20 protein-coding genes and 1 pseudogene are annotated in these 24,956 nt (G+C 60.7%); 10 read left to right on the top strand and 11 right to left on the bottom strand.

Annotation, left to right across the window (positions count from 1 at the left end; genetic code table 11):
• Positions 1-49: 49 nt before the first annotated feature.
• A complete protein-coding gene (locus tag AB9N64_RS09800; RefSeq protein WP_014719440.1) occupies positions 50-1,615 on the bottom strand; it encodes a PAS domain-containing methyl-accepting chemotaxis protein in 1,566 nt (521 codons plus the stop codon).
• Between the two features lie 107 nt (positions 1,616-1,722).
• Positions 1,723-2,514 carry a CPBP family intramembrane glutamic endopeptidase gene (locus AB9N64_RS09795; protein WP_019820478.1) on the bottom strand — a complete coding sequence of 264 codons (792 nt, stop codon included), beginning with the start codon at positions 2,512-2,514 and terminating at the stop codon, positions 1,723-1,725.
• 420 nt (positions 2,515-2,934) lie between these two features.
• On the opposite strand from AB9N64_RS09795, the gene AB9N64_RS09790 reads away from it, so the two are divergent.
• Entirely contained in the window at positions 2,935-3,795 is an 861-nt protein-coding gene (locus AB9N64_RS09790; RefSeq protein ID WP_019820477.1) for a DMT family transporter, read from the top strand.
• Positions 3,796-3,827: 32 nt separating this feature from the next.
• Here AB9N64_RS09790 and AB9N64_RS09785 read toward each other — a convergent pair whose 3' ends face one another.
• Positions 3,828-4,712, bottom strand: coding sequence for a DMT family transporter (locus AB9N64_RS09785; protein ID WP_197883817.1), 885 nt, complete (start codon positions 4,710-4,712; stop codon positions 3,828-3,830).
• Positions 4,713-4,874: 162 nt separating this feature from the next.
• Here AB9N64_RS09785 and aceK point away from each other — a divergent pair, with 162 nt between their 5' ends.
• The 5 genes and pseudogenes from aceK to AB9N64_RS09760 all read left to right on the top strand — a co-directional run bounded on the left by aceK (position 4,875) and on the right by AB9N64_RS09760 (position 12,997).
• A complete protein-coding gene (aceK, locus tag AB9N64_RS09780) occupies positions 4,875-6,584 on the top strand; it encodes a bifunctional isocitrate dehydrogenase kinase/phosphatase (RefSeq protein ID WP_014719436.1) in 1,710 nt (569 codons plus the stop codon).
• A 204-nt stretch (positions 6,585-6,788) separates the two neighbouring features.
• Positions 6,789-10,701: pseudogene (gene hrpA / locus AB9N64_RS09775) on the top strand (ATP-dependent RNA helicase HrpA).
• 184 nt (positions 10,702-10,885) lie between these two features.
• Entirely contained in the window at positions 10,886-12,007 is a 1,122-nt protein-coding gene (locus tag AB9N64_RS09770) for a beta-ketoacyl-ACP synthase III (RefSeq protein WP_058410739.1), read from the top strand.
• A 145-nt stretch (positions 12,008-12,152) separates the two neighbouring features.
• Positions 12,153-12,767 (top strand): RNA polymerase sigma factor, encoded by a 615-nt coding sequence (locus AB9N64_RS09765; RefSeq protein ID WP_014719433.1) that lies wholly within the window; start codon positions 12,153-12,155, stop codon positions 12,765-12,767.
• On the top strand, positions 12,761-12,997 hold the full coding sequence (locus AB9N64_RS09760; RefSeq protein WP_014719432.1) for an anti-sigma factor: 237 nt from the start codon (positions 12,761-12,763) through the stop codon (positions 12,995-12,997). Before AB9N64_RS09765 ends, AB9N64_RS09760 begins: the two co-directional genes overlap by 7 nt.
• A 32-nt stretch (positions 12,998-13,029) precedes the next feature.
• Here the strand turns inward: AB9N64_RS09760 and AB9N64_RS09755 are convergent, their stop codons facing one another.
• Positions 13,030-14,352, bottom strand: a complete 1,323-nt coding sequence (locus tag AB9N64_RS09755; RefSeq protein ID WP_003193136.1) for a putative porin — start codon at positions 14,350-14,352, stop codon at positions 13,030-13,032.
• Between the two features lie 285 nt (positions 14,353-14,637).
• On the opposite strand from AB9N64_RS09755, the gene AB9N64_RS09750 reads away from it, so the two are divergent.
• Positions 14,638-15,771, top strand: a complete 1,134-nt coding sequence (locus AB9N64_RS09750) for a GNAT family N-acetyltransferase (RefSeq protein WP_014719431.1) — start codon at positions 14,638-14,640, stop codon at positions 15,769-15,771.
• A gap of 44 nt (positions 15,772-15,815) precedes the next feature.
• Here the strand turns inward: AB9N64_RS09750 and aqpZ are convergent, their stop codons facing one another.
• The 5 genes from aqpZ to AB9N64_RS09725 all read right to left on the bottom strand — a co-directional run bounded on the left by aqpZ (position 15,816) and on the right by AB9N64_RS09725 (position 20,916).
• The gene (gene aqpZ, locus AB9N64_RS09745) at positions 15,816-16,517 is read right to left on the bottom strand and encodes an aquaporin Z (protein ID WP_019820470.1); all 702 of its coding nucleotides are present in this window, start codon (positions 16,515-16,517) and stop codon (positions 15,816-15,818) included.
• Positions 16,518-16,692: 175 nt separating this feature from the next.
• On the bottom strand, positions 16,693-18,525 hold the full coding sequence (locus AB9N64_RS09740; RefSeq protein ID WP_003193125.1) for an ABC transporter ATP-binding protein: 1,833 nt from the start codon (positions 18,523-18,525) through the stop codon (positions 16,693-16,695).
• An 82-nt stretch (positions 18,526-18,607) separates the two neighbouring features.
• Positions 18,608-19,171: a peptidylprolyl isomerase A gene (locus AB9N64_RS09735; RefSeq protein ID WP_014719428.1), complete on the bottom strand. Its 564-nt coding sequence runs from the start codon at positions 19,169-19,171 to the stop codon at positions 18,608-18,610.
• 3 nt (positions 19,172-19,174) lie between these two features.
• Positions 19,175-19,978: an alpha/beta fold hydrolase gene (locus tag AB9N64_RS09730; RefSeq protein ID WP_371360219.1), complete on the bottom strand. Its 804-nt coding sequence runs from the start codon at positions 19,976-19,978 to the stop codon at positions 19,175-19,177.
• Between the two features lie 14 nt (positions 19,979-19,992).
• Complete coding sequence (locus AB9N64_RS09725; RefSeq protein WP_014719426.1) at positions 19,993-20,916, bottom strand: LysR family transcriptional regulator; 924 nt, start codon at positions 20,914-20,916, stop codon at positions 19,993-19,995.
• 49 nt (positions 20,917-20,965) lie between these two features.
• On the opposite strand from AB9N64_RS09725, the gene AB9N64_RS09720 reads away from it, so the two are divergent.
• The 3 genes from AB9N64_RS09720 (at position 20,966) to AB9N64_RS09710 (ending at position 23,103) form a co-directional block, all read left to right on the top strand.
• Complete coding sequence (locus AB9N64_RS09720) at positions 20,966-21,280, top strand: 3-phosphoglycerate kinase (RefSeq protein ID WP_014719425.1); 315 nt, start codon at positions 20,966-20,968, stop codon at positions 21,278-21,280.
• 151 nt (positions 21,281-21,431) lie between these two features.
• Entirely contained in the window at positions 21,432-22,031 is a 600-nt protein-coding gene (locus AB9N64_RS09715) for an FMN-dependent NADH-azoreductase (protein WP_014719424.1), read from the top strand.
• Between the two features lie 202 nt (positions 22,032-22,233).
• Positions 22,234-23,103 (top strand): carboxylate/amino acid/amine transporter, encoded by an 870-nt coding sequence (locus AB9N64_RS09710; RefSeq protein WP_014719423.1) that lies wholly within the window; start codon positions 22,234-22,236, stop codon positions 23,101-23,103.
• On the opposite strand, the gene AB9N64_RS09705 is transcribed toward AB9N64_RS09710, so the two are convergent.
• Both AB9N64_RS09705 and AB9N64_RS09700 read right to left on the bottom strand, forming a co-directional pair.
• Complete coding sequence (locus tag AB9N64_RS09705; RefSeq protein WP_060767369.1) at positions 23,060-24,088, bottom strand: NADP-dependent oxidoreductase; 1,029 nt, start codon at positions 24,086-24,088, stop codon at positions 23,060-23,062. The genes AB9N64_RS09710 and AB9N64_RS09705 overlap by 44 nt on opposite strands.
• Before the next feature lie 62 nt (positions 24,089-24,150).
• On the bottom strand, positions 24,151-24,939 hold the full coding sequence (locus AB9N64_RS09700) for an SDR family oxidoreductase (protein ID WP_014719421.1): 789 nt from the start codon (positions 24,937-24,939) through the stop codon (positions 24,151-24,153).
• Positions 24,940-24,956: the final 17 nt, after the last annotated feature.

The following is a 24,956-nucleotide window of genomic DNA, read 5'->3' as shown; positions in this document are numbered from 1 at the left end:
ATCGGTGAATACCGTCCAGTGTGGGAGCTGGCTTGCCTGCGATAGCAGTTTATCGGTTAAAACGCTCTACCAGCGAATACTGGGTATTGGCGGTATGCGTCAACTCTTCACTCAGTTGCGCCGAGTTCATCGCCTGCTCCGAGGTCTGGTCCGCCAACAGCGCAATGGTGCTGATGTTGCGGCTGATCTCCTCGGCCACCGCACTTTGCTCCTCGGTTGCGGCTGCGATCTGAGTGGTCATGTCGGTGATATTGGCCACCGCCTCACTGATACCCACCAAGGCCTGGTCTGCTTCCATCACCCGTGCCACACCTTCTTCGGCCTGGCGGTGCCCGGCGTCCATGGTTTGCACGGCCGCAGCCGCGGTGTGTTGCAGCTTGGCGATCAGGGTATGGATCTGCCCGGTGGATTCGGCCGTACGCTGCGCCAGTTGGCGCACTTCATCGGCGACCACTGCAAAACCACGGCCCATCTCACCGGCACGCGCGGCTTCGATAGCGGCGTTGAGTGCCAGCAGGTTGGTCTGGTCGGCAATGCCTTTGATCACATCAACCACGCCGCCGATTTCATCGCTGTCTTTGGCCAGTTGCGTGACGGTCACACCGGTCTCTCCAACGGCTGCCGAAAGACGCTGAATCGCCTCGCGGGTTTCCCCGGCGATATCGCGGCCGCGGCCGGTCAGGCGGTTGGCTTCCTGGGTGGCGTCGGCGGTGCGCTGCACGTGGCTGGCCACTTCTTGGGTGGTCGCCGCCATCTGGTTTACCGCAGTGGCCACCTGTTCGGTTTCCACGCGCTGGCGTTCCAGGCCGCTGGAGCTGTTGTGCGCCAGGGTGTTGGATTGCGCGGCCTGGTCGTTGAGGTGCTCGGCGGTGTCCTGCAGGCGGGTAAGACAGGTCTTCAGACGCGCTTCCTGGCTGAGGATCGACATTTCCAGGCGCGCTTGTGCGCCACGGCTGTCGGTGTACATCTGCGCGATCAACGGGTCGGACGTGGTCTGTTCGGCCAGGCGCAGCAAACGCTTGAGACCGCGCTGTTGCCAGCTCAAGCCCAGCAGGCCCAACGGCACCGACAGCGCCGCTGCCAGGGCAAAGCCCCATTGGGAGGTGAGGGTGGCGCCGATCATGAAGCTTAACTGGCTGACCAGGATAAACGGCAGCCAGTCCTGCAACACCGGCAGCCACTTGTCCCGTTGGGGGACGGCCGACTTGCCTTGGTTGATGCGTTGATAGAGCGCTTCGGCCCGGCGGATCTGCTCGGCGGTGGGCTTGATGCGCACCGATTCGTAGCCGATCACCTGGTTACCGTCGAAGACCGGCGTCACATAGGCGTTAACCCAATAGTGGTCACCGGTCTTGCAGCGATTCTTGACAATGCCCATCCATGGCAAGCCTTGTTTGAGCGTGGACCACATATGCGCGAACACGGCCGGCGGCACATCCGGGTGACGCACCAGGTTGTGTGGCGCGCGCACCAGTTCTTCGCGGGTGAACCCACTGATTTCGACAAAGGCGTCGTTGCAGTAGGTAATCACACCCTTGGCATCTGTGGTGGAGATCAACCGTTGCTGAGCGGGGAAGGTACGTTCGCGCTGGGTAACGGGTTGGTTATTACGCATGATTGTTCAATCCGCAAGGCTTTCAGGGGGTATCGGCCATGCGGGGCATTTATTTAACTTATTTTTGCAACAATCCTGCGAACAGCGTTGCCTCTGTAGAAGCAGGCTTAGCCGGCGAGCATCGGGTAGGTAAACAACCCGAAGTGCAGCAGATTCAAGCCAAAATGCGTGGCAATCGCCGCGCCTAGCCCGCCGAACCGATACGCCAGGCCGTAGCCCACGCCCGCAATACCCGCCAGCAGCATCCACTGCCAACCCGCAGCAAAATGCACCAGGCCGAATAACAGCGAGGCCAGCAGCAGCGCGAGGTTCTCGCCATAGGGCAGGTGTTTGAAGCGTTGGCTCAGGCCGCCCTGGATATACCCGCGAAACAGCGCTTCTTCGACCAACGTCACCAGCAGCAGGTTGTTCAACACCCACAGCCACGCCTCGTCCGGCCACTTGGGCGCCCAACTGATCATCCCCAGCAGGGCTGCGCCACCCAAGGCGGCGATAGCGGCCAGAGTCAGGGCCATGGCTGTGACGCAGATCGACAGGCGCAATGAGCGCCGCGCCACAATCCACGGGCAGGCCAGCAACAGCCAGAAGCCGATCAGGGGTTTGTCCTGGTTCAGGTACATCGAGAAGGGCACGGAGTCCGGAGTAAATCGCTGGGGCGCAATACCGCGGCCGTTATAGAAGCCCGGTAGCCAGTGCATCGCCAGGCCCAGGGCCAGGACAATAAACAAGCCGTGGCCAAGGTAGCGTGCCCAAGGGTTGCGTTGCTGGCGTACGGCATACCCGGCCACCAGCAACAGTGCGATGGAGACCGCCGCCAGTACGCCCAGTTGGCCGTAGATCAAAGCCACGACATAGCCAATGGAAAGTAGGGTGAGGTACAGCCAGGGCAAAGCAATCATGTGAAATCCTTGGAAAAAAACTGGGCGGCATTATAGCGAGCGGTCTGCCTGGACGGCATGAAAACTCCTCCACCCACAGGGTGAGGGGAAAGGATTGCAAAATGTATTTGCGGCTGGTTATAGTCATCGCGTCTTCATCCCTTCAAAAAGATCAGCACATGCCAGCTTCCCAGCGCATAGCGGTAGTCGATTCAGCGGTCAACGCTGTGGTCGTGCCGTGCCGTGGCAAGCAGCCTGCGCAGATCAGTCACTACCCCCCACCTGTCAGTAGCACGCCGGTGTACGCAGTCGTATCACCGCCGGGTGTTGGCATTTCGGGCTGATCAGCGATTCGCTGTTGCCCCGTGCCTGCCTGAAAAAAACCTACTGAAATTCAGTTTTTACTGAGTCGGCTTTTTAGCCTGATAACAGGTGGTAACCATGTCTGTGCTTTCGAAACAATCCGTGGCCGCGGCGGCCTCGACGAGCGTGTTTGTCCTGCTGTGGAGCAGCGGGGCGATCTTCTCCAAGTTGGGCCTGGCCCATGCTTCGCCCTTTGCCTTTCTGCTGATCCGCTTTGCCATCGCCCTGATGGGGTTGGTGATGTTGGTACCCATCCTCAAGTTGAAGCTGCCTCGTCCCGGCAAACCCTTGCTGTATGCGGCGGCGACGGGCCTGGTTTTGCTGGGGGCCTACCAGATTTTCTATCTGCTGGCCCTGGACCTCAACGTCACCCCCGGGGTGATGGCGACCATCATGGGCGTGCAGCCGATCCTTACCGTGGTACTGATGGAGCGCCAACGCTCCTGGCGCCGGTTGTTCGGCCTGGGGTTGGGGTTGGCGGGCTTGATCATGGTGGTGTACCAGGGCATCGGGTTGGCGGGCATGTCCCTGGCCGGGATGGTGTTCGGGCTGCTGGCGCTGGCGAGCATGACGTTTGGCTCTATCATGCAAAAGCGCATCACCGACAACCCCTTGGGCACGCTGCCACTGCAATACCTGGCCGGGTTGCTACTGTGCGCGGTGTTCGTGCCGTTCCAGCCGTTCCACTTTGAACACAGTGCGCGTTTTTACCTGCCGGTCCTGTGGATGGGGCTGGTGGTGTCCGTGCTGGCGACGTTGTTGCTGTACCGCCTGATCGCCCGGGGCAACCTGGTGAATGTCACCAGCCTGTTCTACCTGGTGCCAGCAGTGACGGCGGTGATGGACTACCTGATCTTCGGTAATCGCCTGGCCTTGTTGAGCGTGCTGGGAATGGCGTTGATCATCGTCGGCTTGGTGTTTGTATTCCGTAAGCAATAAACCCACCCCTGTAGGAGCGAGATTGGTCGCTCCTACAGTTTTTGCGGGCGCAGCACCAACCACAACGCCCCGGCAATCAGCACACCGCCATACAGGTGGGCCATGGACAGCGGCTCATCCAACAGCAACGCACCCCACAACACGCCGAACGGCGGAATCATGAAGGTCACGGTCATCGACTTGACCGGGCCGATGGACGACAGCAGGCGGAAGTACAGAATGTAGGCGAACGCCGTACATACCAGCCCCAATCCCAGCAGAGACGACCACACCTGCCAGCCGCCCCAGCTCGCCGGTGGATGGCTGATGGCGCTGTAGGCAAAGAACGGCAACAGAAACAACGTCGCCCCCAACATGCTGCCCAAGGCCGAGAGACGGCTGTCCAACCCGCCGCGCTGGTCCAGCCAACGCCGCGCCAGGAAACCGGCAAAGCCATAGCAGGTGGTTGCCAGCAGGCACGCCAGTGCGCCCATCAATAATTCCAGATCAAAGGCCACCGGCCCCGCACGCGTGAGCACGGCAACGCCAAACAGCCCCAGGGCGACCCCTGCGATTTTCGATGGCGTCAGGCGCTCACTGAAGAACAGCCCGCCAATCAACACACCCATCAGCGGCGTGGTGGCGTTGAAAATCGCCGAATAACCCGCCGGCAGTACCTGCGCTGCCACCGAGTACATAGTCGCGGGAATCCCCGAGTTGATAACCCCCAGCAGCAGGACCGTCTTGAACTTGCCTTGGAAATCCCAGCTCACGCGCATCATCGCCAGGATCACTAATAAGCCCGCGGCGGCAATCGACACGCGGAAAAACGCGGTGGGCACTGTGCCGATTTCCGGGGCGATGATGCGCATAAACAGGAAACTCGCGCCCCAAATGGCGGCCAGCCCCAGCAGATACAGGGTGTCAACAGGTCTCACGGAAAACTCCTACGCCAAATGGGGCGCAGAAGTGTTGCCCAGCGGGCAGGTCGGCACAATGGCTAATTGCAGTCAGTTCACCCCTGCGCAAAATCATTCTTCTCCTGCCTCGGTTCACTGGCTAAGCTCTGGGCTTCCAGATACCCGTTCGAGGTTTCCCGCATGTCGCAGTCCGCCCTCGCTATCGCCCGGATGATCCTCGACGGTTTCGACGATTACCGTGAACACTTCCGCCAGATCACCGATGGCGCCCGTGAGCGTTTCGAGAAGGCCCAGTGGCAGCAGGGGCAGGCCGCGTCGGCCGCGCGCATCAACCTCTATGAAGAGAAAGTCGCTGAGGTCACGACCCGCCTGCGCGCCAGTTTTGACCCTGCGCCGTTGCATGACATCGGCCAGTGGCCCCTGGTAAAAAGCGCCTATATCGGCCTGATCGACCTGCGCTTTGACGATGAACTGTCCGAGACCTGGTACAACTCGATCTTCTGCGGCCTGTTCAGCCATGACCTGATCAGCGACGGCTGCATGTTCATCCACACTACCCGGCCGAGCCTGCGCCGGGCGCGGGCGGCGCAAACCCGTATCTACACGCCGGCCGGTAAAATAGCGGACATGCTCGCGCAGGTTTTCTCTGACTACCGCTTCAGCGAGCCCTACGCCGACCTGCCCGCCGACCTGCGCCGCCTCGAAGCCCAGTTGCGGGAAAACCTGCCGGATTGGGTGTGCAAGGACCCGGACCTCAAGGTCGAGTTGTTTTCCTCGGTGCTGTATCGCAACAAAGGCGCCTACCTCGTGGGGCGCATCTACACCCGCGACGAACAATGGCCGTTGGTGATTCCGCTGCTGCACCGCGAAGGGCGTGGCATTCAGATCGATGCGTTGATCACCGACGAAGCCGACGTGTCGATCATCTTCTCGTTCACCCGTTCCTATTTCATGGTCGACGTGCCCGTGCCAGCGGAATTCATTGGCTTTCTCAAGCGCATTCTGCCGGGCAAGCACATTGCCGAGCTGTACACCTCCATCGGTTTCTACAAGCACGGCAAATCCGAGTTCTACCGCGCGCTGATCAACCACCTGGCCACCACCGATGACCAGTTCATCATGGCCCCCGGCGTGCGCGGCATGGTCATGAGCGTGTTTACGCTGCCGGGTTTCAATACGGTGTTCAAGATCATCAAGGACCGTTTCTCGCCGTCGAAAAACGTCAACCGCGCCACGGTGATCGAAAAGTACCGCCTGGTGAAAAGCGTCGACCGGGTAGGGCGCATGGCCGACACCCAGGAGTTCGCCGACTTCCGCTTCCCCTTGAGCAAGTTCGAGCCCGAGTGCCTGGCCGAGCTGCTGGAAGTCGCCGCTGGTACCGTCGAAGTGGAGGGCGATACCGTGCTTATCCGCCACTGCTGGACCGAGCGACGCATGACCCCGCTCAACCTCTACCTCGACAACGCCAACCCCGCCCAGGTGCGCGAAGCATTGGAGGATTACGGCCTGGCGATCAAGCAACTGGCGGCAGCGAATATCTTCCCCGGCGACATGCTGCTGAAAAACTTTGGCGTCACCCGCCACGGCCGCGTGGTGTTCTACGACTACGACGAAATCTGCTTCCTCACCGAAGCCAATTTTCGCCATATCCCCGCGCCGCGCACCCCCGAGGATGAAATGGCCTCCGAGCCCTGGTACTCCATCGGCCCGCTGGATGTGTTCCCCGAGGAATTCCCGCCGTTCCTGTTTGCCGACGCCGGCCAGCGCAAGTTGTTCGACGAGTTGCATGGCGAGTTGTACAACGCCGATTACTGGAAGGGCCTGCAGGACGCGATTCGTGCCGGTAAGGTGATCGACGTATTCCCCTACCGCCGCAAAGACCCGCTATAACCTATTGCCCCTGTGGGAGCGGGCGTGCTCGCGAATACGGTGGTCAGTTGATACATCTGTGACTGACACACCGCTTTCGCGAGCAAGCCCGCTCCCACATTTTGGTTCGGTTTACACCCGTTGAAGCTCAACTGCCTGCCAGATGGGCTGCTTTTCTGCCACACTTGCCGGCCGTGCATAAATAGATGACCGTCGAAATAGCTGATGACAGACCAAGCACCCACCCTCGACCAACTGCTCAAAGCCCTCGATCACGCCATGCTCGCCGACCGCCACCGCTTGCGCCGGCAGTTGCTTGAGCTGCGCAAGAAGCCCGATGAGGACAAGCTGGCGCAGTGGGTGGCGCGCATGCAGGCATCGTGCGCCCAGGTCACGGCGCGGCGCGCCAGCCTGCCGGTGATTCGCTACGACGACAGCCTGCCGATTGCTGCCAAGCGCGATGAGATCAAAGACGCGCTGAACAAGCACCAGGTGCTGATCATTGCTGGCGAGACCGGCTCGGGTAAAACCACGCAGTTGCCGAAAATCTGCCTGGAAATCGGTCGCGGCCAGTACGGTCTGATCGGCCACACCCAGCCACGCCGGATCGCAGCGCGCAGTGTCGCCAGCCGTGTCGCTGAAGAGCTGGCCACGCCATTGGGTGCGCTGGTCGGTTACCAAGTGCGCTTCGAAGACCAGAGTGACTCCAACACCCTGATCAAGCTGATGACCGACGGCATCCTGCTGGCCGAAACCCAGAACGACCGTTACCTCGAGCGCTACGACACGATCATCGTCGACGAAGCCCACGAACGCAGCCTGAACATCGACTTCCTGCTCGGCTACCTCAAGACCCTGTTGCCGCGCCGCCCCGACCTGAAGGTTATCATCACCTCGGCGACCATCGACCTGGAGCGCTTTTCCAAGCACTTCGACGATGCGCCAATAGTCGAGGTGTCGGGCCGTACCTTCCCGGTGGACACCTGGTATCGCCCCCTCACCCTGGAACAGGACGAGGAGGGCAACCGCGTCGAGGACGACCTGACCGTCGACCAGGCGATCCTCGCCACCCTCGATGAAATCGCCGCCTATGAGCGCAGCGAACGGCGCAGCCCTGGCGACGTGTTGGTGTTCCTGCCCGGCGAGCGCGAGATTCGTGATGCGGCCGACATGCTGCGCAAGGCCCAGCTCAAGCACACCGAGATTTTGCCGTTGTACGCACGGCTGTCACCGGCCGAGCAACAGCGCATTTTCCAGTCCCACCCAGGCCGGCGCGTGGTACTGGCGACCAACGTTGCGGAAACCTCGCTGACGGTGCCGGGCATTCGCTATGTGATCGACAGCGGCACGGCACGCATCAGCCGCTACAGCTACCGCGCCAAGGTGCAGCGCCTGCCCATCGAGGCGATTTCCCAGGCCAGCGCCAACCAGCGTAAAGGCCGTTGCGGCCGGGTTGAACCGGGTATTTGCGTGCGCTTGTACAGCGAAGAAGATTTTATCGGGCGCCCGGAATTTACCGACCCGGAAATTCTGCGCACCAACCTCGCAGCCGTGATCCTGCAGATGCTGCACCTGCGCCTGGGCGAGATCACCGATTTCCCGTTTATCGAACCGCCGGATGGCAAGGCCATCAGCGACGGTTTCAACCTGCTGCAAGAACTCTCGGCGGTCGACCGCAACAGCCAGCTCACGCCGTTGGGCCGCCAGCTCGCCCGCTTGCCGGTGGACCCGCGCATGGGCCGCATGTTGCTGGAAGCGGCCAAGCTCGGCAGTTTGCAGGAAGTGTTGATCGTCGCCAGCGCCATGTCGATCCAGGACCCGCGCGAGCGCCCACCAGAGCGTCAACAAGCGGCCGACCAAGCCCACGCACAGTGGAAAGACCCGGATTCGGACTTCGCCGGGTTGGTCAACCTGTGGCGCGGTTTCGAGGAGCAGCGCCAGGAACTGACCGCCAGCCCGTTGCGCAACTGGTGCCGCAAAAACTTCCTCAATTACTTGCGCCTGCGCGAGTGGCGCGACTCCCATCGTCAATTGAGCCTGATCTGCCGCGACATGCAGCTGAGCCTCAACAAAGAGCCCGCCGACTATCCGAAGCTGCATAAAGCGGTACTGTCCGGCCTGCTCAGCCAGATCGGCCAGAAAACCGAAGACGGCGATTACCTCGGGGCGCGCCAGCGTCGCTTCTGGATTCACCCGTCGTCGGGCATCGGCAAGAAGCGCCCGCAATGGCTGATGACCGCCGAACTGGTGGAAACCACCAAGCTCTATGCACGCATGGTGGCGAAGATCGATGCCGACTGGATCGAGCCGCTGGCGGGGCATCTGATCAAGAAAAACCACTTCGAACCCCATTGGGAGAAGAAGCGCGGCCAGGTGGTGGCCTTTGAGCAGATCACCCTGTTCGGGCTGATCGTGGTAGGGCGTCGGCCGGTGCATTACGGGCCGATTGACCCGGTGGTGTCCCGTGAGTTGTTTATCCGTGAAGGCCTGGTGCGCGGCGAGATTCAGTCCCGGGCCAAGTGCCTGACGGCCAACCAGAAACTGCTGGAGCAACTCGACGAGCTGGAAGCCAAGGCCCGCCGTCGCGACATCCTGGCCGACGAAGAAACCCTGTACGCCTTCTACGATGCGCGCCTGCCCGCAGAGATTCACCATACCGCCACCTTTGACAGTTGGTACAAGGTCAACAGCCAGAAAGACCCGCAACTGCTGATCATGCGTGAAGAAGACGTACTGGCCCGCGAGGCCAGTGAAGTCACCGCCGCGCATTACCCCGACACCTTGCACCTGGGCGACCTGGCCCTGGCCTTGAGTTACCACTTCGAACCCAACCACCCCCGTGACGGCGTGACCCTGCGGGTGCCGGCGCCGTTGTTGCCGGCGTTGCCAGCCGAGCGCCTGGAGTGGCTGGTGCCGGGGTTGATCGAAGCCAAGTGCATCGCTCTGGTGCGCAACTTGCCCAAGGCGCTGCGCAAAAACTTCGTGCCGGTGCCGGACTTCGTCAAGGCCGCGCTGCAACGCATCGAATTCGGCCAGGGCTCGCTGCCCCAGGCGCTGGGGCGTGAATTGCTGCGCATGACCGGTGCGCGGGTCAGCGATGAGGCGTGGGCCGAGGCGGCGCAACAGGTGGAAAACCACCTGAAGATGAACCTGGAAGTGGTCGACGGCCAGGGCAAGTTCCTCGGCGAAGGCCGTGACCTGGCCGAGCTGACCGCACGGTTCGCCGAAGCCAGCCAGGCCGCCTTGGCGGTGCCGCAAACCGCGAAAAGCCAGCAGCCGGTAGAGGCCAAGGTGTTTGCGGCGGTGGCGGAAAAAAACCCAGCAGAACATCGCCGGCCTGTCGATGACGGTGTATCCGGCACTGGTGGAAGAGAACGGCACGGTCAAGGAGGGGCGCTTCTCCACCGCTGCCGAAGCCGAGTTCCAGCACCGTCGCGCCTTGCAGCGCCTGCTGATGCAGCAATTGGCGGAGCCGGCGAAATTCCTGCGCGGCAAATTGCCGGGCCTGACCGAACTGGGGTTGATGTACCGTGAACTGGGGCGAATCGACGCGCTGGTGGAAGACATCCTGCTGGCCAGCCTCGATACCTGTGTACTTGAAGGCGAAGCCAGCCTGCCACGCGATGGCGCTGGCCTGGCGGCCTTGGCTGAACGCAAGCGCGGCAGTTGGACTGAGCACGCCGAACGCCTGGCGCGCCTGACCCTGGAAGTGCTGAAACTTTGGCACGGCCTGCAAAAACGCTTCAAGGGCAAAATCGACCTGGCCCAGGCCGTGGCCTTGAACGATATCAAGCAGCAACTGAGCAACCTGGTGTATCCAGGTTTTGTGCGGGAAACCCCGGCCCAGTGGTTCAAGGAACTGCCGCGTTTCCTCAAGGCTATCGAACTGCGTTTGGAAAAACTGCCGAGCCAGGTGCAAAAGAACCGCGTGTGGAGCAGCGAATTGGGCGGCCTGTGGGCGCAGTACCAGAACCGCGTGAACAAACATACCCAGGAAGGCAAGCGCGACCCGCAGTTGGAGCTGTACCGCTGGTGGCTGGAGGAGTACCGGGTGTCGCTGTTTGCCCAGCAGTTGGGTACCAAAGTGCCGATTTCCGATAAACGCCTGAGCAAGCAGTGGAGCCAGGTAGAGCCCTGAAGCCCTTGCCGCAAGGTGTTTGTTTGGCCTATAGCGCCAAATCCCCGGTGTTGTGGCAAACTTCGCGGTCACAAGATTGAATAAAAGCATTGCCAGTTTGATGCCCGCTGGATGACATCAAACGACTTTAATTTTGGTACGACGGTACCAATATCTTCTGCCTGACAGATTTAGAGGAACGACCGTGCATAACGTCGTCATCAGCGGCACTGGCCTGTACACCCCGGCCAACAGCATTTCCAACGAAGAGCTGGTGCAGTCTTTCAATGCCTACGTACAACAGTTCAACGCCGACAACGCCGCCGCTATCGAACGTGGCGATGTGCAGGCGCTGACCGAGTCGAGCGCGGCATTCATTGAAAAGGCATCCGGCATCAAGAGCCGTTTTGTGATGGACAAGGACGGCATCCTCGATCCACAGCGCATGGCTCCGCGCCTGCCCGAGCGCAGCAACGACGAATGGTCGGTGCTTTGCCAGATGGCCATCGGTGCCGCCGAACAAGCCCTGCAGCGCGCCGGCAAGACCGCCGCCGACATCGACGGCGTGATTGTCGCCTGCTCCAACCTGCAACGCGCCTACCCGGCGATCGCCATTGAAGTCCAGGAAGCCTTGGGTATCCAGGGTTTCGGTTTCGACATGAACGTGGCGTGTTCCTCGGCTACCTTCGGCATCCAGAACGCGGCCAACAGCATCCAGTTGGGCCAGACCCGGGCGATCCTGATGGTCAACCCGGAAGTCTGCACCGGCCACCTGAACTTTCGTGACCGTGACAGCCACTTCATCTTCGGTGATGCCGCCACGGCGGTGATCCTGGAGCGTGCTGACCTGGCGACGTCCGAACATCAGTTCGACGTGGTGAGTACCAAGCTGCTGACCAAGTTCTCCAACAACATCCGCAACAACTTTGGCTTCCTCAATCGCACGGCGGAAGAGGGCATCGGCGCCCCCGACAAGCTGTTCGTGCAGGAAGGCCGCAAGGTGTTCCGTGATGTCTGCCCGATGGTGGCCGAATTGATCGGCGAGCACCTGGCAGAAAACCAGCTGAGTGTTACTGATGTGAAGCGTTTCTGGCTGCACCAGGCCAACCTGAGCATGAACCATCTGATCGTGAAGAAACTGCTGGGGCGCGACGCGTCAGTAGAAGAAGCACCGGTGATCCTCGATACTTACGCCAATACCAGCTCGGCCGGCTCGGTGATTGCGTTCCACACTTATCAGGATGACCTGCCCAAGGGCGCGGTTGCCGTACTCAGCTCCTTTGGCGCCGGGTATTCGATTGGCAGTGTGATCCTGCGCAAACGCTGAGTATGTGGCCGGACGCGGTCAACTGTGGGAGCTGGCTTGCCTGCGAAGGCATCGGCTCGGTGTGCCTGAATCACCGAGTCGTCTGGATCGCAGGCAAGCCAGCTCCCACATTGAGCGTATTTCCACGGCAAGATTGAGGTAAACGATGGCCGCAGCGGACGATGCGCACCTGCTTGAACGCCTGCTCAAGGGTGAGCAGCGGGCTTATAAGGATTTGGTCAACACGTACCAGAGTGCGATGCGGGCAGTGGCGTATGCCATCGTCGGCCAGCGCCATGCCGATGAGGTGGTGCAAGATGCCTGGCTCTCGGTGGTGCGCAACCTGGCCAAGTTCGAAGGGCGATCTAGCCTCAAGACATGGTTATTGACGATCACTGCCAATTCCGCAAAGAGCCGTTACAAACAAAATCGTCGGGAAGTCCTTCTCGACGATTTACCCTCGCCTCACGGCACTATCGGCGATGACCGCTTCAGCCCGGATGATGGCCATTGGGCTGTCGCCCCTTACGCTTGGCACCAGGACACCCCGGAAGCGCTGCTGACCGAAGATGAATTGCGCAAGTGCCTGGAGCATACGATTCTGAGTTTGTCCGAATTGCAAAGCAGTGTGCTGGTACTGCGTGAACGCCAGGGCCTGGAATTGGAAGAAATCTGTAATCTTCTGACCCTTTCACTCTCCAACGTCCGTGTGCTGTTGCATCGAGCGCGGCTTAAAGTCTTCGCCACGGTGGAGCATTTTGAGGAAACGGGCGAATGTTGACCTGTAAAGAACAAGTAGCGCGTTCCAGTGACTACCTCGATGGGCAATTGACCTTTCGGGAGCGTCTGCTGGTGCGTCATCACTTGATGTTCTGCCCGAACTGCCGGCGCTTTATCCGTCAGATGCGCCTGATGCAGGCAACGCTCAAGCGTATGCCGCAGGAACCGGTGGAGGGGGTTGATGCGCTGGCCGAACAACTGGCCGCCGAGCGGCGTAAAGACATCATGTAGGAGCGAGCTTGCTCGCTCCTACATGTTAAGCGTTAGAACTTGGCTTCAGCATCCAACTGCAAGGTGTTGGTGTCGGCATCGCGCTGGGTCCGGCTGGCAAAGTCAGCCTTGGTCAGGAAGTAGGTGGCGCCGATGGCGAAGTTCTTGTCGATGTCGTAGCTGACTTTCATCTTGTGACCGCGCGAGCCGGTGGTGCCGTTGGCGAAGTCCGAATCGGTGAAGGCGCCGACGACGGCATTACGTTGAACGTCGCGGTAGTTGTAGTCCAGGTTCAAACCGAACACCTTGGACTTGGCACCCAGCAACCAGGCGGTGTCCTGGTCGGTCACCGCATCGTTGTTTTTCACGTACTGGCCGTAGAACGACAGCGGCACGGCCAGGCCACCGATGTCTGCTTGCGCAAAGCCTTCGTACAAGCGGAATTCATTGTTGGCCGAGTTGCCGTTGACCGCCAATGCGCAAGGCGTGGTGGTGGTTGTGCAGCGGCTGTCTTCGTCGTTCTTGTAGGCGTAGATGCTGCCGCCCAAGGTCATTTTCAGGTTGTCGGTGACCGAGAAACGCGTACCCAACTGGCCGGACGTCAGGCGCAGGTCATGGCGAAATTGCACGCCGTCACCGTCGACGTTGTCCTTGAGGTTGTAGTTACCCAGGCTACCGAACAGCTCCGCGCTGCTACCCAGTGGGTATTTGTAGGTGACGGCCAGGCCTTCAGGGTTGATGTCGCTATCCCAGATCACATCGCCCATGTTCACCCACGGCTGCAGCATCTTGCCGCCGATCACGTGCAGGTTCTTGATCTGGTCCGGGTGGTAGTCGATGTAGCCGAGGTCCAGCCAGATCGACTTCTTATCGAAGTAGCCATCCTGGTCCTGGTTGGTGGAGCGTGCATCATCGCCGCCGCCGGTGGCGATACGGATACCGGTGTCCACCTGCGGGTTGATTTCGGTGTAGGCACCCAGGCGGGCACGAATGCGTTGACGGTCCTTGTCACGCCCACCGTTGTTGGGTTCGCCGTCGATCTTTATGGTTTCCTGGCGGAAGCGCACGTCACCCTTGAACTGGGTCTTGGCTGCCCAAGCCAATTTCTGGTCGAAGCTGCTCAGCTCGTTGGTTTTTTTCGCGGTGGCCGCGATCTGCTCGTTGGTCTCTTGTTGAGCCTGGCGTGCGATCTGCTGCTCTTTCTGATCTCTGGCCAGTTCCATTTGCAGTTCGGTGTACTGCGCCGCGGTGATCTGGCCGTTGGCCTTGAGCATGTCGAGCAATTTAGCGTCGACTGCAGCGCTGGCCGGAACGCTCAGTGCCAGCAACAGGCCGCCACACAGGACCGCCGCAGTTTTAGTGGAAGCAAGACGCATATCAATCTCCGAAAGTGAGGAGGGAGGGCAACACCCTCCAGGACACAACCGACCCATGACGGACGGAAAAAATGTCGCCCGGTAGACCCGGACGCTCTAAAAACTGGCGTCAGTATCGCGACCGTTTATGACGGAGTAGTGGCTAAGTGATTTCATCTAGATGACAAATCGTTACGCTACGGAACTAAGGGTTTTGAGCCCTGTCCGCGTGTTTTGAGGATGTGCGCGCGGCTGTGATCAGCGATACTCGCCAGGTTTTCATGCCAAGAAACAATGAGGATGCCGATGCCGCTGCAACGCCTGGACAGCTTGTCCGATATCGCTGCGCACACGTGGGATGCCCTGATGCCACAGGCCCAGCCGTTTATGCAGCATGGGTTTCTGAGTGCGCTGGAAGACAGCGCCAGCATCGGCCCGCATTCGGGCTGGCAGACGGAGCACTTGCTGCACTGGGAAGGCGACCGGTTGATGGCGGCATTGCCGGGTTATCGCAAATGGCATTCTTATGGCGAGTACGTGTTCGATCATGGTTGGGCCGACGCCTGCGAGCGCGCCGGCATCGACTATTACCCCAAGTTGCTGACGGCCGTGCCGTTCAGCCCGGTCGGTGGGCCGCGGGTATTGGCTGCCAGTGCCGCCGACGCTTTTGAGTTGCTCAATAGCCTGCCGGGTTATCTGCAGATCGAAGGCCTGTCGAGCGCCCATATCAACTTTACCGATGCCCTCGCCGATCAAGCCATGGCCCAACACCCCGGCTGGTTGCAACGCTTGGGTTGCCAGTTTCATTGGCAGAACCGAGGCTACCGCGACTTCCAGGATTTCCTCGACGCGCTGAGTTCACGCAAGCGCAAACAGATGCGCAAAGAACGTGAACAAGTGGCAGGGCAGGGTATCGAGTTCGAGTGGTTGCAAGGCCATGAGCTGAGCGAAGCCCAGTGGGATTTTGTCTACGCCTGCTACGCCAACACCTACGCGGTGCGTCGGCAATCGCCCTACCTGACCCGCGCATTTTTCAGCCTGCTGGCTGAGCGCATGCCCGCAGCCATCCGCGTAGTCTTGGCCAAACAAGGCACGCGCCCGGTGGCCATGGCCTTCAGCCTGCTTGGCGGCGACAGCTTCTATGGCCGCTACTGGGGCTGCCTGGCTGAATTCGACCGCCTGCATTTCGAAACCTGTTTCTACCAAGGCATGGATTACGCCATCGCCCACGGCTTACAGCGCTTCGATGCAGGTGCCCAGGGGGAGCACAAATTGATTCGCGGGTTTGAGCCGGTGATTACGCGGTCATGGCACTACTTGCGCCACCCGGGGTTGAAGAGTGCCGTGGAGGATTTTCTTGAGCGAGAGCGGGTGGGGGTTCTGGCGTATGCCGAAGAGGCGAGGGCGGCCCTGCCTTATCGGCACTCTGACGGCACGTGAAACACCCTGTAGGAGCGAGCAAGCTCGCTCCTACAGGGATTGGGTCAAGCTGTTTTTTCTGCACCCAACCATCGGTACGTAATGCCGCCGATCACCGCGCCGAGGATCGGCGCGAGCCAGAACAGCCACAGTTGCTGCAGCGCCCAGCCGCCGACAATCAACGCAGGCCCTGTGCTGCGGGCCGGGTTGACCGAGGTGTTGGTCACCGGGATGGAGATCAGGTGGATCAGCGTCAGCCCCAGGCCAATGGCGATGGGCGCGAAGCCTGCCGGGGCTCGACGGTCGGTGGCGCCAAGGATGATCAGCACGAACATCGCCGTCATCACCAGCTCACAGACAAAGCCTGCCGCCATTGAATAACCTCCGGGTGAATGCTCGCCATAACCATTGCTTGCCAGCCCGGACGCTAGCTCGAACCCAGGCTTGCCGCTGGCGATGAAGTACAGCAGTGCGGCGGCGATGGCGCCACCGATCACTTGCGACACGATGTAGGCCGGCAACTCCCTGGCCGGGAATCTACCGCCCACCACCAACCCCACCGAGACGGCCGGGTTAAGGTGGCAGCCGCTGATATGCCCGATGGCAAATGCCATGGTCAGCACCGTGAGCCCAAAAGCCAGGGACACCCCGAGCAGGCCGATGCCAACGTTGGGGAACGCTGCGGCCAATACCGCACTCCCGCAGCCACCCAACACCAGCCAAAACGTACCCAGTCCTTCCGTTACGGAACGTTTGAACAGTGACATGAACACTTCCTTAGATTGCTCTATCTGATTAACGGTCTGTGTGGCTTCCCTGCCGCCTTAAATCAGGGCCCTCCTGGGGCCTGATTGCAGTACAGCAGGATTGTGTCGCAAGACCAGCCAGATAGAGAAAGCTGTCAGAATTGTTCGGAATTGAGCGGGGCTTTACCCAGCGAAATCAGTCTATGCCGACAAAACCCCCGGTCTGATGCTGCCATAACCGCGAATAAAGCCCGCCGTATGCCAGCAACTCGGAATGGCTGCCGCTCTCGGCAATCTGGCCTTTTTCCAGCACCACCAGGCGGTCCATTCGTGCGATGGTCGACAACCGGTGTGCAATTGCGATCACCGTCTTGCCCTGCATCAAGGTTTCCAGGCTCTCCTGGATCGCCGCTTCTACTTCCGAGTCCAGCGCGGAGGTGGCTTCGTCCATGATCAGGATCGGCGCGTCCTTGAGCAGCACGCGGGCGATAGCGATACGCTGGCGTTGCCCGCCGGAGAGTTTCACCCCGCGTTCACCCACATGGGCATCCAGCCCGGTGCGGCCCTCGGAATCCGACAGCAGCGGGATGAACTCATCGGCGCGGGCCTTGTGCACCGCCGCCCAGAGTTCTTCGTCAGTTGCGTCGGGCTTGCCATACAGCAGGTTGTCGCGGATCGAGCGGTGCAGCAACGAGGTGTCTTGGGTGATCATGCCGATCTGCGCGCGCAGGCTTTCCTGGGCCACTTCGGCGATGTCCTGGCCGTCGATGAGGATGCGCCCGCCCTGCAGGTCGTACAGGCGCAGCAGCAGGTTGACCAGCGTCGATTTGCCCGCGCCGGATGGGCCGATCAAGCCGATCTTTTCCCCGGCCTTGATCTCAAGGTTGAGGCCGCCAATGATTCCGCTCTTCTTGCCGTAGTGGAAGTCCACTTGCTCAAAGCGTACCTGGCCGTGGGGCACCGTCAGGCGCGGAGCGTTTTCACGATCGACCACGGCCAGTGGCTGGGCGATGGTCTTCAGGCCGTCCTGCACGATACCGATGTTTTCGAAGATGCCGTTGACCACCCACATGATCCAGCCGGACATGTTGACGATGCGGATCACTAGGCCTGTGGCCAGGGCAATCGCGCCCACGGAAATCAGCGACTGTGTCCACAGCCACAGGGCCAGGCCGGTGGTGGTGACGATCAGTAGGCCGTTCAGAATACAGATTACGGTGTCCATGCTGGTGAGCACGCGGGCGGCCAGTTGGGTTTTTTCGGTCTGCTCGATGATCGCTTGCTTGGCGTATTCCTGTTCATTCTGGGTATGGGCGAACAGCTTCAAGGTGGTGATATTGGTATAGCCGTCAACAATTCGGCCCATCAACTTGGAGCGCGCCTCCGAGGAGACCACCGAGCGTTCTTTCACGCGAGGCACGAAGTAACGCAGGGCCAGGCTGTAGCAAACGATCCAGGTGATCAGCGGAATCATCAGCCGCCAGTCGGCCTCGGCAAACAACACCAGGGCACTGATGGCGTAGATCGACACGTGCCAGATAGCTTCTGCGGTCGCCACCGCCGAGTCACGCAAGGAGTTGCCGGTTTGCATGATCCGCTGGGCGATGCGCCCGGCAAAGTCGTTCTGGAAGAAATTCAGGCTCTGCTTGAGCACGTAGCTGTGGTTCTGCCAGCGAATCAGGCTGGTCATGCCGGGGTTGATGGTCTGGTGCACCAGCAAGTCATGCAGGCCGTTGAAGAGCGGGCGCAACAACAGGGCCACCACGGCCATCCAGATCAGCTCGGCGCTGTGGATCTGGAAGAAATTCGCCGGTGGCGTGCCCTGGGCCAGGTCGATGATGCGGCTCAAGTAGCTGAACAACGCGACTTCGATCAGGGCGCCGACCAGTCCCACTACCAAGAGCGCGGCGAAGCACGGCCACACCTGGCGCAGGTAATAGAGATAGAAGGGCAGGACTTTTTCGGGAGGGGCCGCGCTGGGGGCGTCGCGGAAAATATCGATCAGCTGTTCAAAACGACGATAGAGCATTAGGTTTGACGCCCGCCGGGCGGGCTCTCCTTTCAAAGGTGCACGGTGCCGTGCGGGCACCGTGCAAAGCTGCCTGCGGACCTCAGTCGATGCGCTTGGCCGACTTGATGATCACAGGATCGATAGGCACGTTCTGCATGCCTTGCTTGGTGGTGGTCTGGGAGTTGACGATGATGTCGACCACATCCATGCCCTTGACCACTTTGGCGAACACGGCATAACCGGCATCGCGGCCCGGGTCGAGGAAGGCATTGTCAGCCACGTTGATGAAGAATTGGCTGGTGGCCGAGTTCGGGTCATTGGTGCGAGCCATGGACAAGGTGCCACGCACGTTATGCAGGCCATTGCTGGCTTCGTTCTTGATCGGTGCTTCGGTCGGCTTTTGTGACATTTGCTGGGTGAACCCGCCGCCCTGGACCATGAAGCCCGGGATCACGCGGTGAAAGATCGTATTGGTGTAGAAGCCCTTGTCGACATAGGCCAGGAAGTTCTTGGTGCTGATCGGCGCCTTGACCGGGTCCAGTTCGATTTCAATCTGGCCGTTGGTGGTGTCGAGCAAAACATGTGGCGCCTTGGCCGGCTCAGCTGCCATCAGGTTGGCAGCAAACAAGGCGGAACCGGCAAAGAAGGCGATTTTTTTCAGCATGGGTCAGTGGTCCTGGGTAGTGGTTTCGACGGTCTTTAGAAAGTCGAGCAAGGTCGCGTTAAAGACCTCGGGTTGATCCAAGGGCGTGGCATGGCGGGAATCTTCGATGACCACCAGCCGCGCATCGGGCAGCAGTTTTACATAGATTTCTTTCTGCGCCACGGGGGTGTAGTCATGGTCGGCGCTGATGACCAGGGTTGGACAGGTAATTCTCGACAGTTGTTCCTGCACGCCCCAGCCCACAATGGCGTCGAAGCTGGCGAGATAAGCACGTTTGTCGTTTCTTGCCCAGCGCTCGGCCATCTTGCGGCGCAGGTCGGCCTGCTCAGGTTTGGGGAACAGCCGATCGCCCAGGGCCTTGCCGATGGTGCCCAGGCTGAGCACACGGGCCAGGGTCCAGCGTTTGGCCCACTGCCAATAGTCATCGGCACTGCGCACCTTGACCTCAGGCGTGCTGTTGACGATGCACAGGCTCTTGACCCGCCGGGGTTCATCCACCGCCAGTTGGAAGGCGATCATGCCGCCCATGGATAAACCCACCACGTGGGCCGCTGGCAGGTCGAGGTGTTCGATCAGCGCGATCAGGTCGAAGGTAAACCCCTTGATGCTGTAGCGCTCCCGGGGTTTGTCCGAGCGACCGTGGCCGCGCACGTCAACCACGATCAGGTGGTAGTGTCGGGCGAGTACCGGTACTTGCAGTTCCCAATCCTGGCTGCTGGAGCCCAGTCCGTGGATCAGGATCAGCGGGTTGCCATGGCCATATCCTTCGTAATGCAGGCTGCAGCCTTCATGGTCGAACCAGGCCATGGATGAACTCCGTTTCAGGCTTGTTGGGGAGCGGCGAAGGGCGCGTCCAGGGGAGCGGTGTCAAAGGTGCGCAGCAATTCCACGAGGATCTGCGTGGCGGGCCCCAAGGGTTTGTCTTTGTTGGAGTACAGGTAAAACGTCGGGTTGCGACTGCCACCTTTTTCCAGGGGAAGCTGCTTGAGCACGCCCTCCTTGAGTTCGCGCTCGATCATGTGCCGGGGCAGCCAGGCAAAGCCCAGGCCGCTGGCGACGAAGGTGGCCGCGGTAGCGAGGCTGCCGACGGTCCAGCGCTGTTCGGCGCCGAGCCAGCCGACGTCGCGCGGTTGTTGGCGGCCGGAGTCACGGATCACCACCTGCATCTGGCTCTCCAGGTCGTGGAAACTCAACTCACGGTTGAGGCGATGCAGCGAGTGATCGGGGTGGGCCACGGCGACGAACTCCACATCGCTCATTTCCGTGCCCAGGTAGCCCGGGATGATAAAACCGCAAATGGCCAGGTCCGCCATGCCGTCGAGCAGCAACTCTTCGACGCCGGACAGTACTTCTTCGCGCAGGCGCACCCGGCAGCCACGGCTTTGCGGCATAAAGGCGGTTAATGCGCGAACGAGACGTGCGCTGGGGTAGGCGGCGTCCACCACCAAGCGCACTTCGGCTTCCCAGCCCTGTTCCATATGATGAGCGAGGTCTTCCAGCTGGCTGGCGTTTTTCACCAGTTGGCGGGATCGGCGCAGCAGCACCTCACCGGCCTCGGTCAGCACCGCCTTGCGCCCGTCGATACGCAGCAAGGGGACGCCGAGTTGGTCCTGCATGCGCGCCACGGTGTAGCTCACTGAAGATTGCGAACGATGCAGCGCTTCGGCGGCTTGGGCAAAGCCGCCATGGTCGACCACGGCTTGCAAGGTGCGCCATTGATCGAGGGTAACGCGGGGCGCTTTCAAGATGAGCTCCTCTTGTCCTAAGCTGGCGGTCCTTATTGGAGACTGCCGAATGAGAAAATTGTGTTGTGTGTTGCTGGCGCTGCTGCCGATGAGCGCGTTTGCCTATCCTATCGACGTGACGAAAAAGATCGATGGCGTGAGCATTGATTACACCGCCTCCGATGTGGACGGCGACATCAGTTCGATCCAGCTGAACAACTACGGCGCCCAGGACGCGGTGTGCAAGGTCACCTTTACCAACGGCCCGGAATCGCCACGCCGTCGTACCGTGACCGTGCCTGCTGGCAAAAGCACTAACACCACGGTCAAGTTCAACCGCGCCATCATCAAGATGCGTATTGCCCTGGACTGCGCGCCAAAATAAAGCAACAGCGGAGCGTGCTCACAGGAATACTCCGCTTATAAACAAATTTCTAGATGGGTTGTAGCAGTTTTTTGCGCTTTTTTATCGAATAGGCCCTGGTTAACCTTCTCTCCATCGACTTACAGCAATTACCGATGGAGCCTACGAAGCCATGTCCAATGTCCTGATCATCGAAAGCAGTGCGCGCCAGCAGGATTCCATTTCCCGCCAGCTCACCCAACAGTTCATCAGCCAATGGCAAGTCGCCCATCCGGCAGACCGCATCACCGTGCGCGACGTAGCGCTCAATCCGGTACCCCATCTGGATGCCAACCTGCTGGGTGGCTGGATGAAACCGGCGGAGCAGCGTAACGACGACGAACAGGTGTCCCTGGACCGCTCCAACGAGTTAACTGACGAACTGCTGGCCGCCGACGTGTTGGTGATGGCCGCGCCGATGTACAACTTCGCCATTCCGAGCACCCTTAAAGCCTGGCTGGATCACGTGTTGCGGGCCGGTGTGACCTTTAAATACACCGCCACCGGGCCCCAGGGTCTGTTGACCGGCAAGCGCGCTATCGTGCTCACCGCACGCGGTGGTATCCACACTGGCGCCACCTCGGATCACCAGGAACCGTACCTGCGCCAGGTCATGGCATTTATCGGCATTCATGACGTTACCTTCATTCACGCCGAAGGCGTCAACCTGGGCGGCGACTTCCAGGAGAAGGGCGTCAATCATGCCAAGGCGCAACTGGCCCAGGTCGCCTGAGGCGTTAATCGTCAGATAATCCCGTGCTGCTTATATAGCGCCACGCAAACCCTTCAAGTACGCGTATCGAACCTCCCTTTGCACTTTTGCTCCTGAGTGCTCCCGCCCGACTGCCGCTTTAGCGAGGTCGGGTTTTTTTTCCGCCGAGTTTCTTCAAAAACCAAAAAGCTTTAATGTCGCGCCCATTCGAAACGAGGCGCGCATGGGCTATCTACTGGTTGTCACCCTGATTCAGGCATTTTCCTTCAGCTTGATTGGCGAATACCTCGCCGGTCACGTCGACAGCTACTTTGCGGTGCTGGTGCGCGTGGTGCTGGCCGGGCTGATCTTTATCCCGCTGACGCGCTGGCGCTCGGTGGAGCCCGCGTTCATGCGCGGCATGTTGGTGATCGGTGCATTGCAGTTCGGCGTGACCTACGTATGCTTGTACCTGAGCTTTCGCGTGCTGACGGTGCCGGAAGTGCTGCTGTTCACCATCCTCACGCCGCTGCATGTGACCCTGATCGAGGACGCGCTTAATCGCCGCTTCAATCCCTGGGCGCTGGTGGCGGCCCTGGTGGCGGTGGGCGGTGCGGCGGTGATTCGTTTCGATCAGATCACCCCGCATTTCCTGATGGGGTTCTTGCTGCTGCAATTGGCCAATTTCACCTACGCCGCCGGGCAAGTCATGTACAAGCACCTGGTGGCGCGTTATCCCAGTGACCAGCCGCACTTCCGGCGTTTCGGTTATTTCTACCTGGGCGCCTTGATGGTGGTGTTGCCGGCGTTCCTGCTGTTCGCCAAGGCTGACTTCCTGCCGCAAGCGCCGCTGCAATGGGGCGTGCTGGTGTTCCTCGGAGTGGTCAGTACCGCGCTGGGCATGTACTGGTGGAACAAGGGCGCCTGCCTGGTCAATGGCGGCACCCTGGCGGTGATGAACAACCTGCATGTGCCGGTGGGGTTGCTGCTGAACCTGCTGATCTGGAACCAGCACGAACCGCTGGGTCGTTTGGCCCTGGGCGGTCTGGTGATTCTGGGGGCGGTGTGGATCAGCCGGCTGGGTGTGCGTCGGGCGGTGCCGTCTCCATCGTGATCACCACTTTGCCTTTGGCACGGCCTTGTTCGACGTAGTCCAGGGCCGCGGCTGTGGATTCGAAAGGGAAGGTTCGGTCGATGACCGGCCGGATAATCCCCGACTCGACCAGCGTGGTGATTTCATCCAGTTGCGCGCCACTGGCCCGCATGAAGACAAAGTCATAGCTCACGCCTTGCTTGCGCGCTTTCCTGCGGATACTGCTGCTCAACACACCCATGACCAGGCCCAATAACCAGGGCAGGTTCTGGGCGCGGGCGAAGGCGGGCGTCGGTGGGCCGGAGATGGAGATGAGCTGACCGCCGGGCTTGAGAATCTTCAGTGACTTGGCCAGCGCATCTGGGCCCAGGCTGTTCAGCACCACATCGTAATCCCGCAGCACGGTCTCGAAGGCTTGCTGTTTGTAGTCGACCACCACATCTGCGCCCAACGCTTTGACCCACTCCACATTGGCGGTGCTGGTGGTGGTCGCGACAAAAGCGCCCAAATGCTTGGCCAACTGGATGGCGATACTGCCCACCCCGCCTGAGCCCGCATGAATGAACACTTTCTGGCCTTTCTTCAGCTTCGCGGTTTCCACCAGCACCTGCCACGCCGTGAGCGCGACCAGGGGCAGGGCCGCGGCTTGCTCCATGGTGATGTTGTCGGGTTTGCGCGCCAGTGCGTCTTCGTGCACGGCAATCCGCTCGGCGAAGGTGCCGATACGTTGCTGGGGCGGGCGAGCGTAGACTTCGTCCCCCGGCTTGAAGCGTCGTACCGCCGCGCCGACGCTGAGCACCACGCCGGCTAGGTCATTGCCCAGTGTCAACGGCAACGCATAGGGCAGGATCAGTTTGAATTCGCCCTTGGCGATCTTTGCATCCAGCACATTGACGCTGCTGGCCCGCACCTGAACCAGCACGTCATGCTCACCCACAACAGGCGCGGGGGCCTCGGTGAGGCGGCCGGGCTGCTTGCCGTACCGTTCGATGGAAAATGCCTTCATGGTTCAACGCTCGTTGCTTCGGTGAGAAGGGGCAGGCGCGCAGCACGCCTGCTACCGGTTGTTCAGGCGTTGGCCAGGTAACGCTCGGCAACCTGGGACTGCTTGATCTGTGCCAGCAAGCCTTGCCGCGCAGCCTGCAACGCGTCCCAACGGGCGCCGTCCTGCAACGGCGGAATGGTCACCGGCTCGCGGCGATCAAAACCCACCAACGCCGCGTCCACCAGATCGCCCACTTCCATCACGTCCGTGAGGGTGTTGATGTCAATGCCCGCCCGCTCCCAGATCTCGGTACGCGTGGCGGCGGGCAGCACGGCTTGCACGTACACGCCTTTGGGCGCCAGCTCCAGGCTCATGCCCTGGGACAGGAACAGCACGAACGCCTTGGTCGCGCCGTACACCGTCATGCCGAATTCCGGGGCCAGGCCCACTACCGAGCCAATGTTGATGATAGCGCCGTTGCCCGCTGCCGCCAGGCGCGGGGCGATGGCACTGGCCAGGCGCACCAGTGCAGTGGTGTTGAGGGCGACCAACTGCGCGACGCTGTCGGTGGACTGTTCGATAAAACCGCCAGACTGCGCGGCGCCGGCATTGTTGACCAGGGTGCCAATGTTGGCGTCCTCGCGCAGGCGCGCTTCAACTGCTGCCAGGTCAGCGGTCTGGGTCAGGTCGGCGGGGAGGATATCAATGCTGACGGCATGCTGTTCGCGCAGTCGGGCAGCGAGCGCTTCCAGGCGCGTGATGTCACGGGCGACCAGTACGAGGTCGTGGCCGCGTGCGGCAAAGCGTTCGGCGTAGGCGGCGCCAATGCCGGTCGAAGCGCCAGTGATCAGAACGGTGTTGGAAGTACTCATGGTGTGATGCTCTGTGA

This window comes from Pseudomonas sp. KT_2_4 (genome assembly GCF_041410225.1).
Lineage (GTDB): Bacteria > Pseudomonadota > Gammaproteobacteria > Pseudomonadales > Pseudomonadaceae > Aquipseudomonas > Aquipseudomonas paracarnis.
This window is presented reverse-complemented; position numbering and strand designations above follow the sequence as displayed.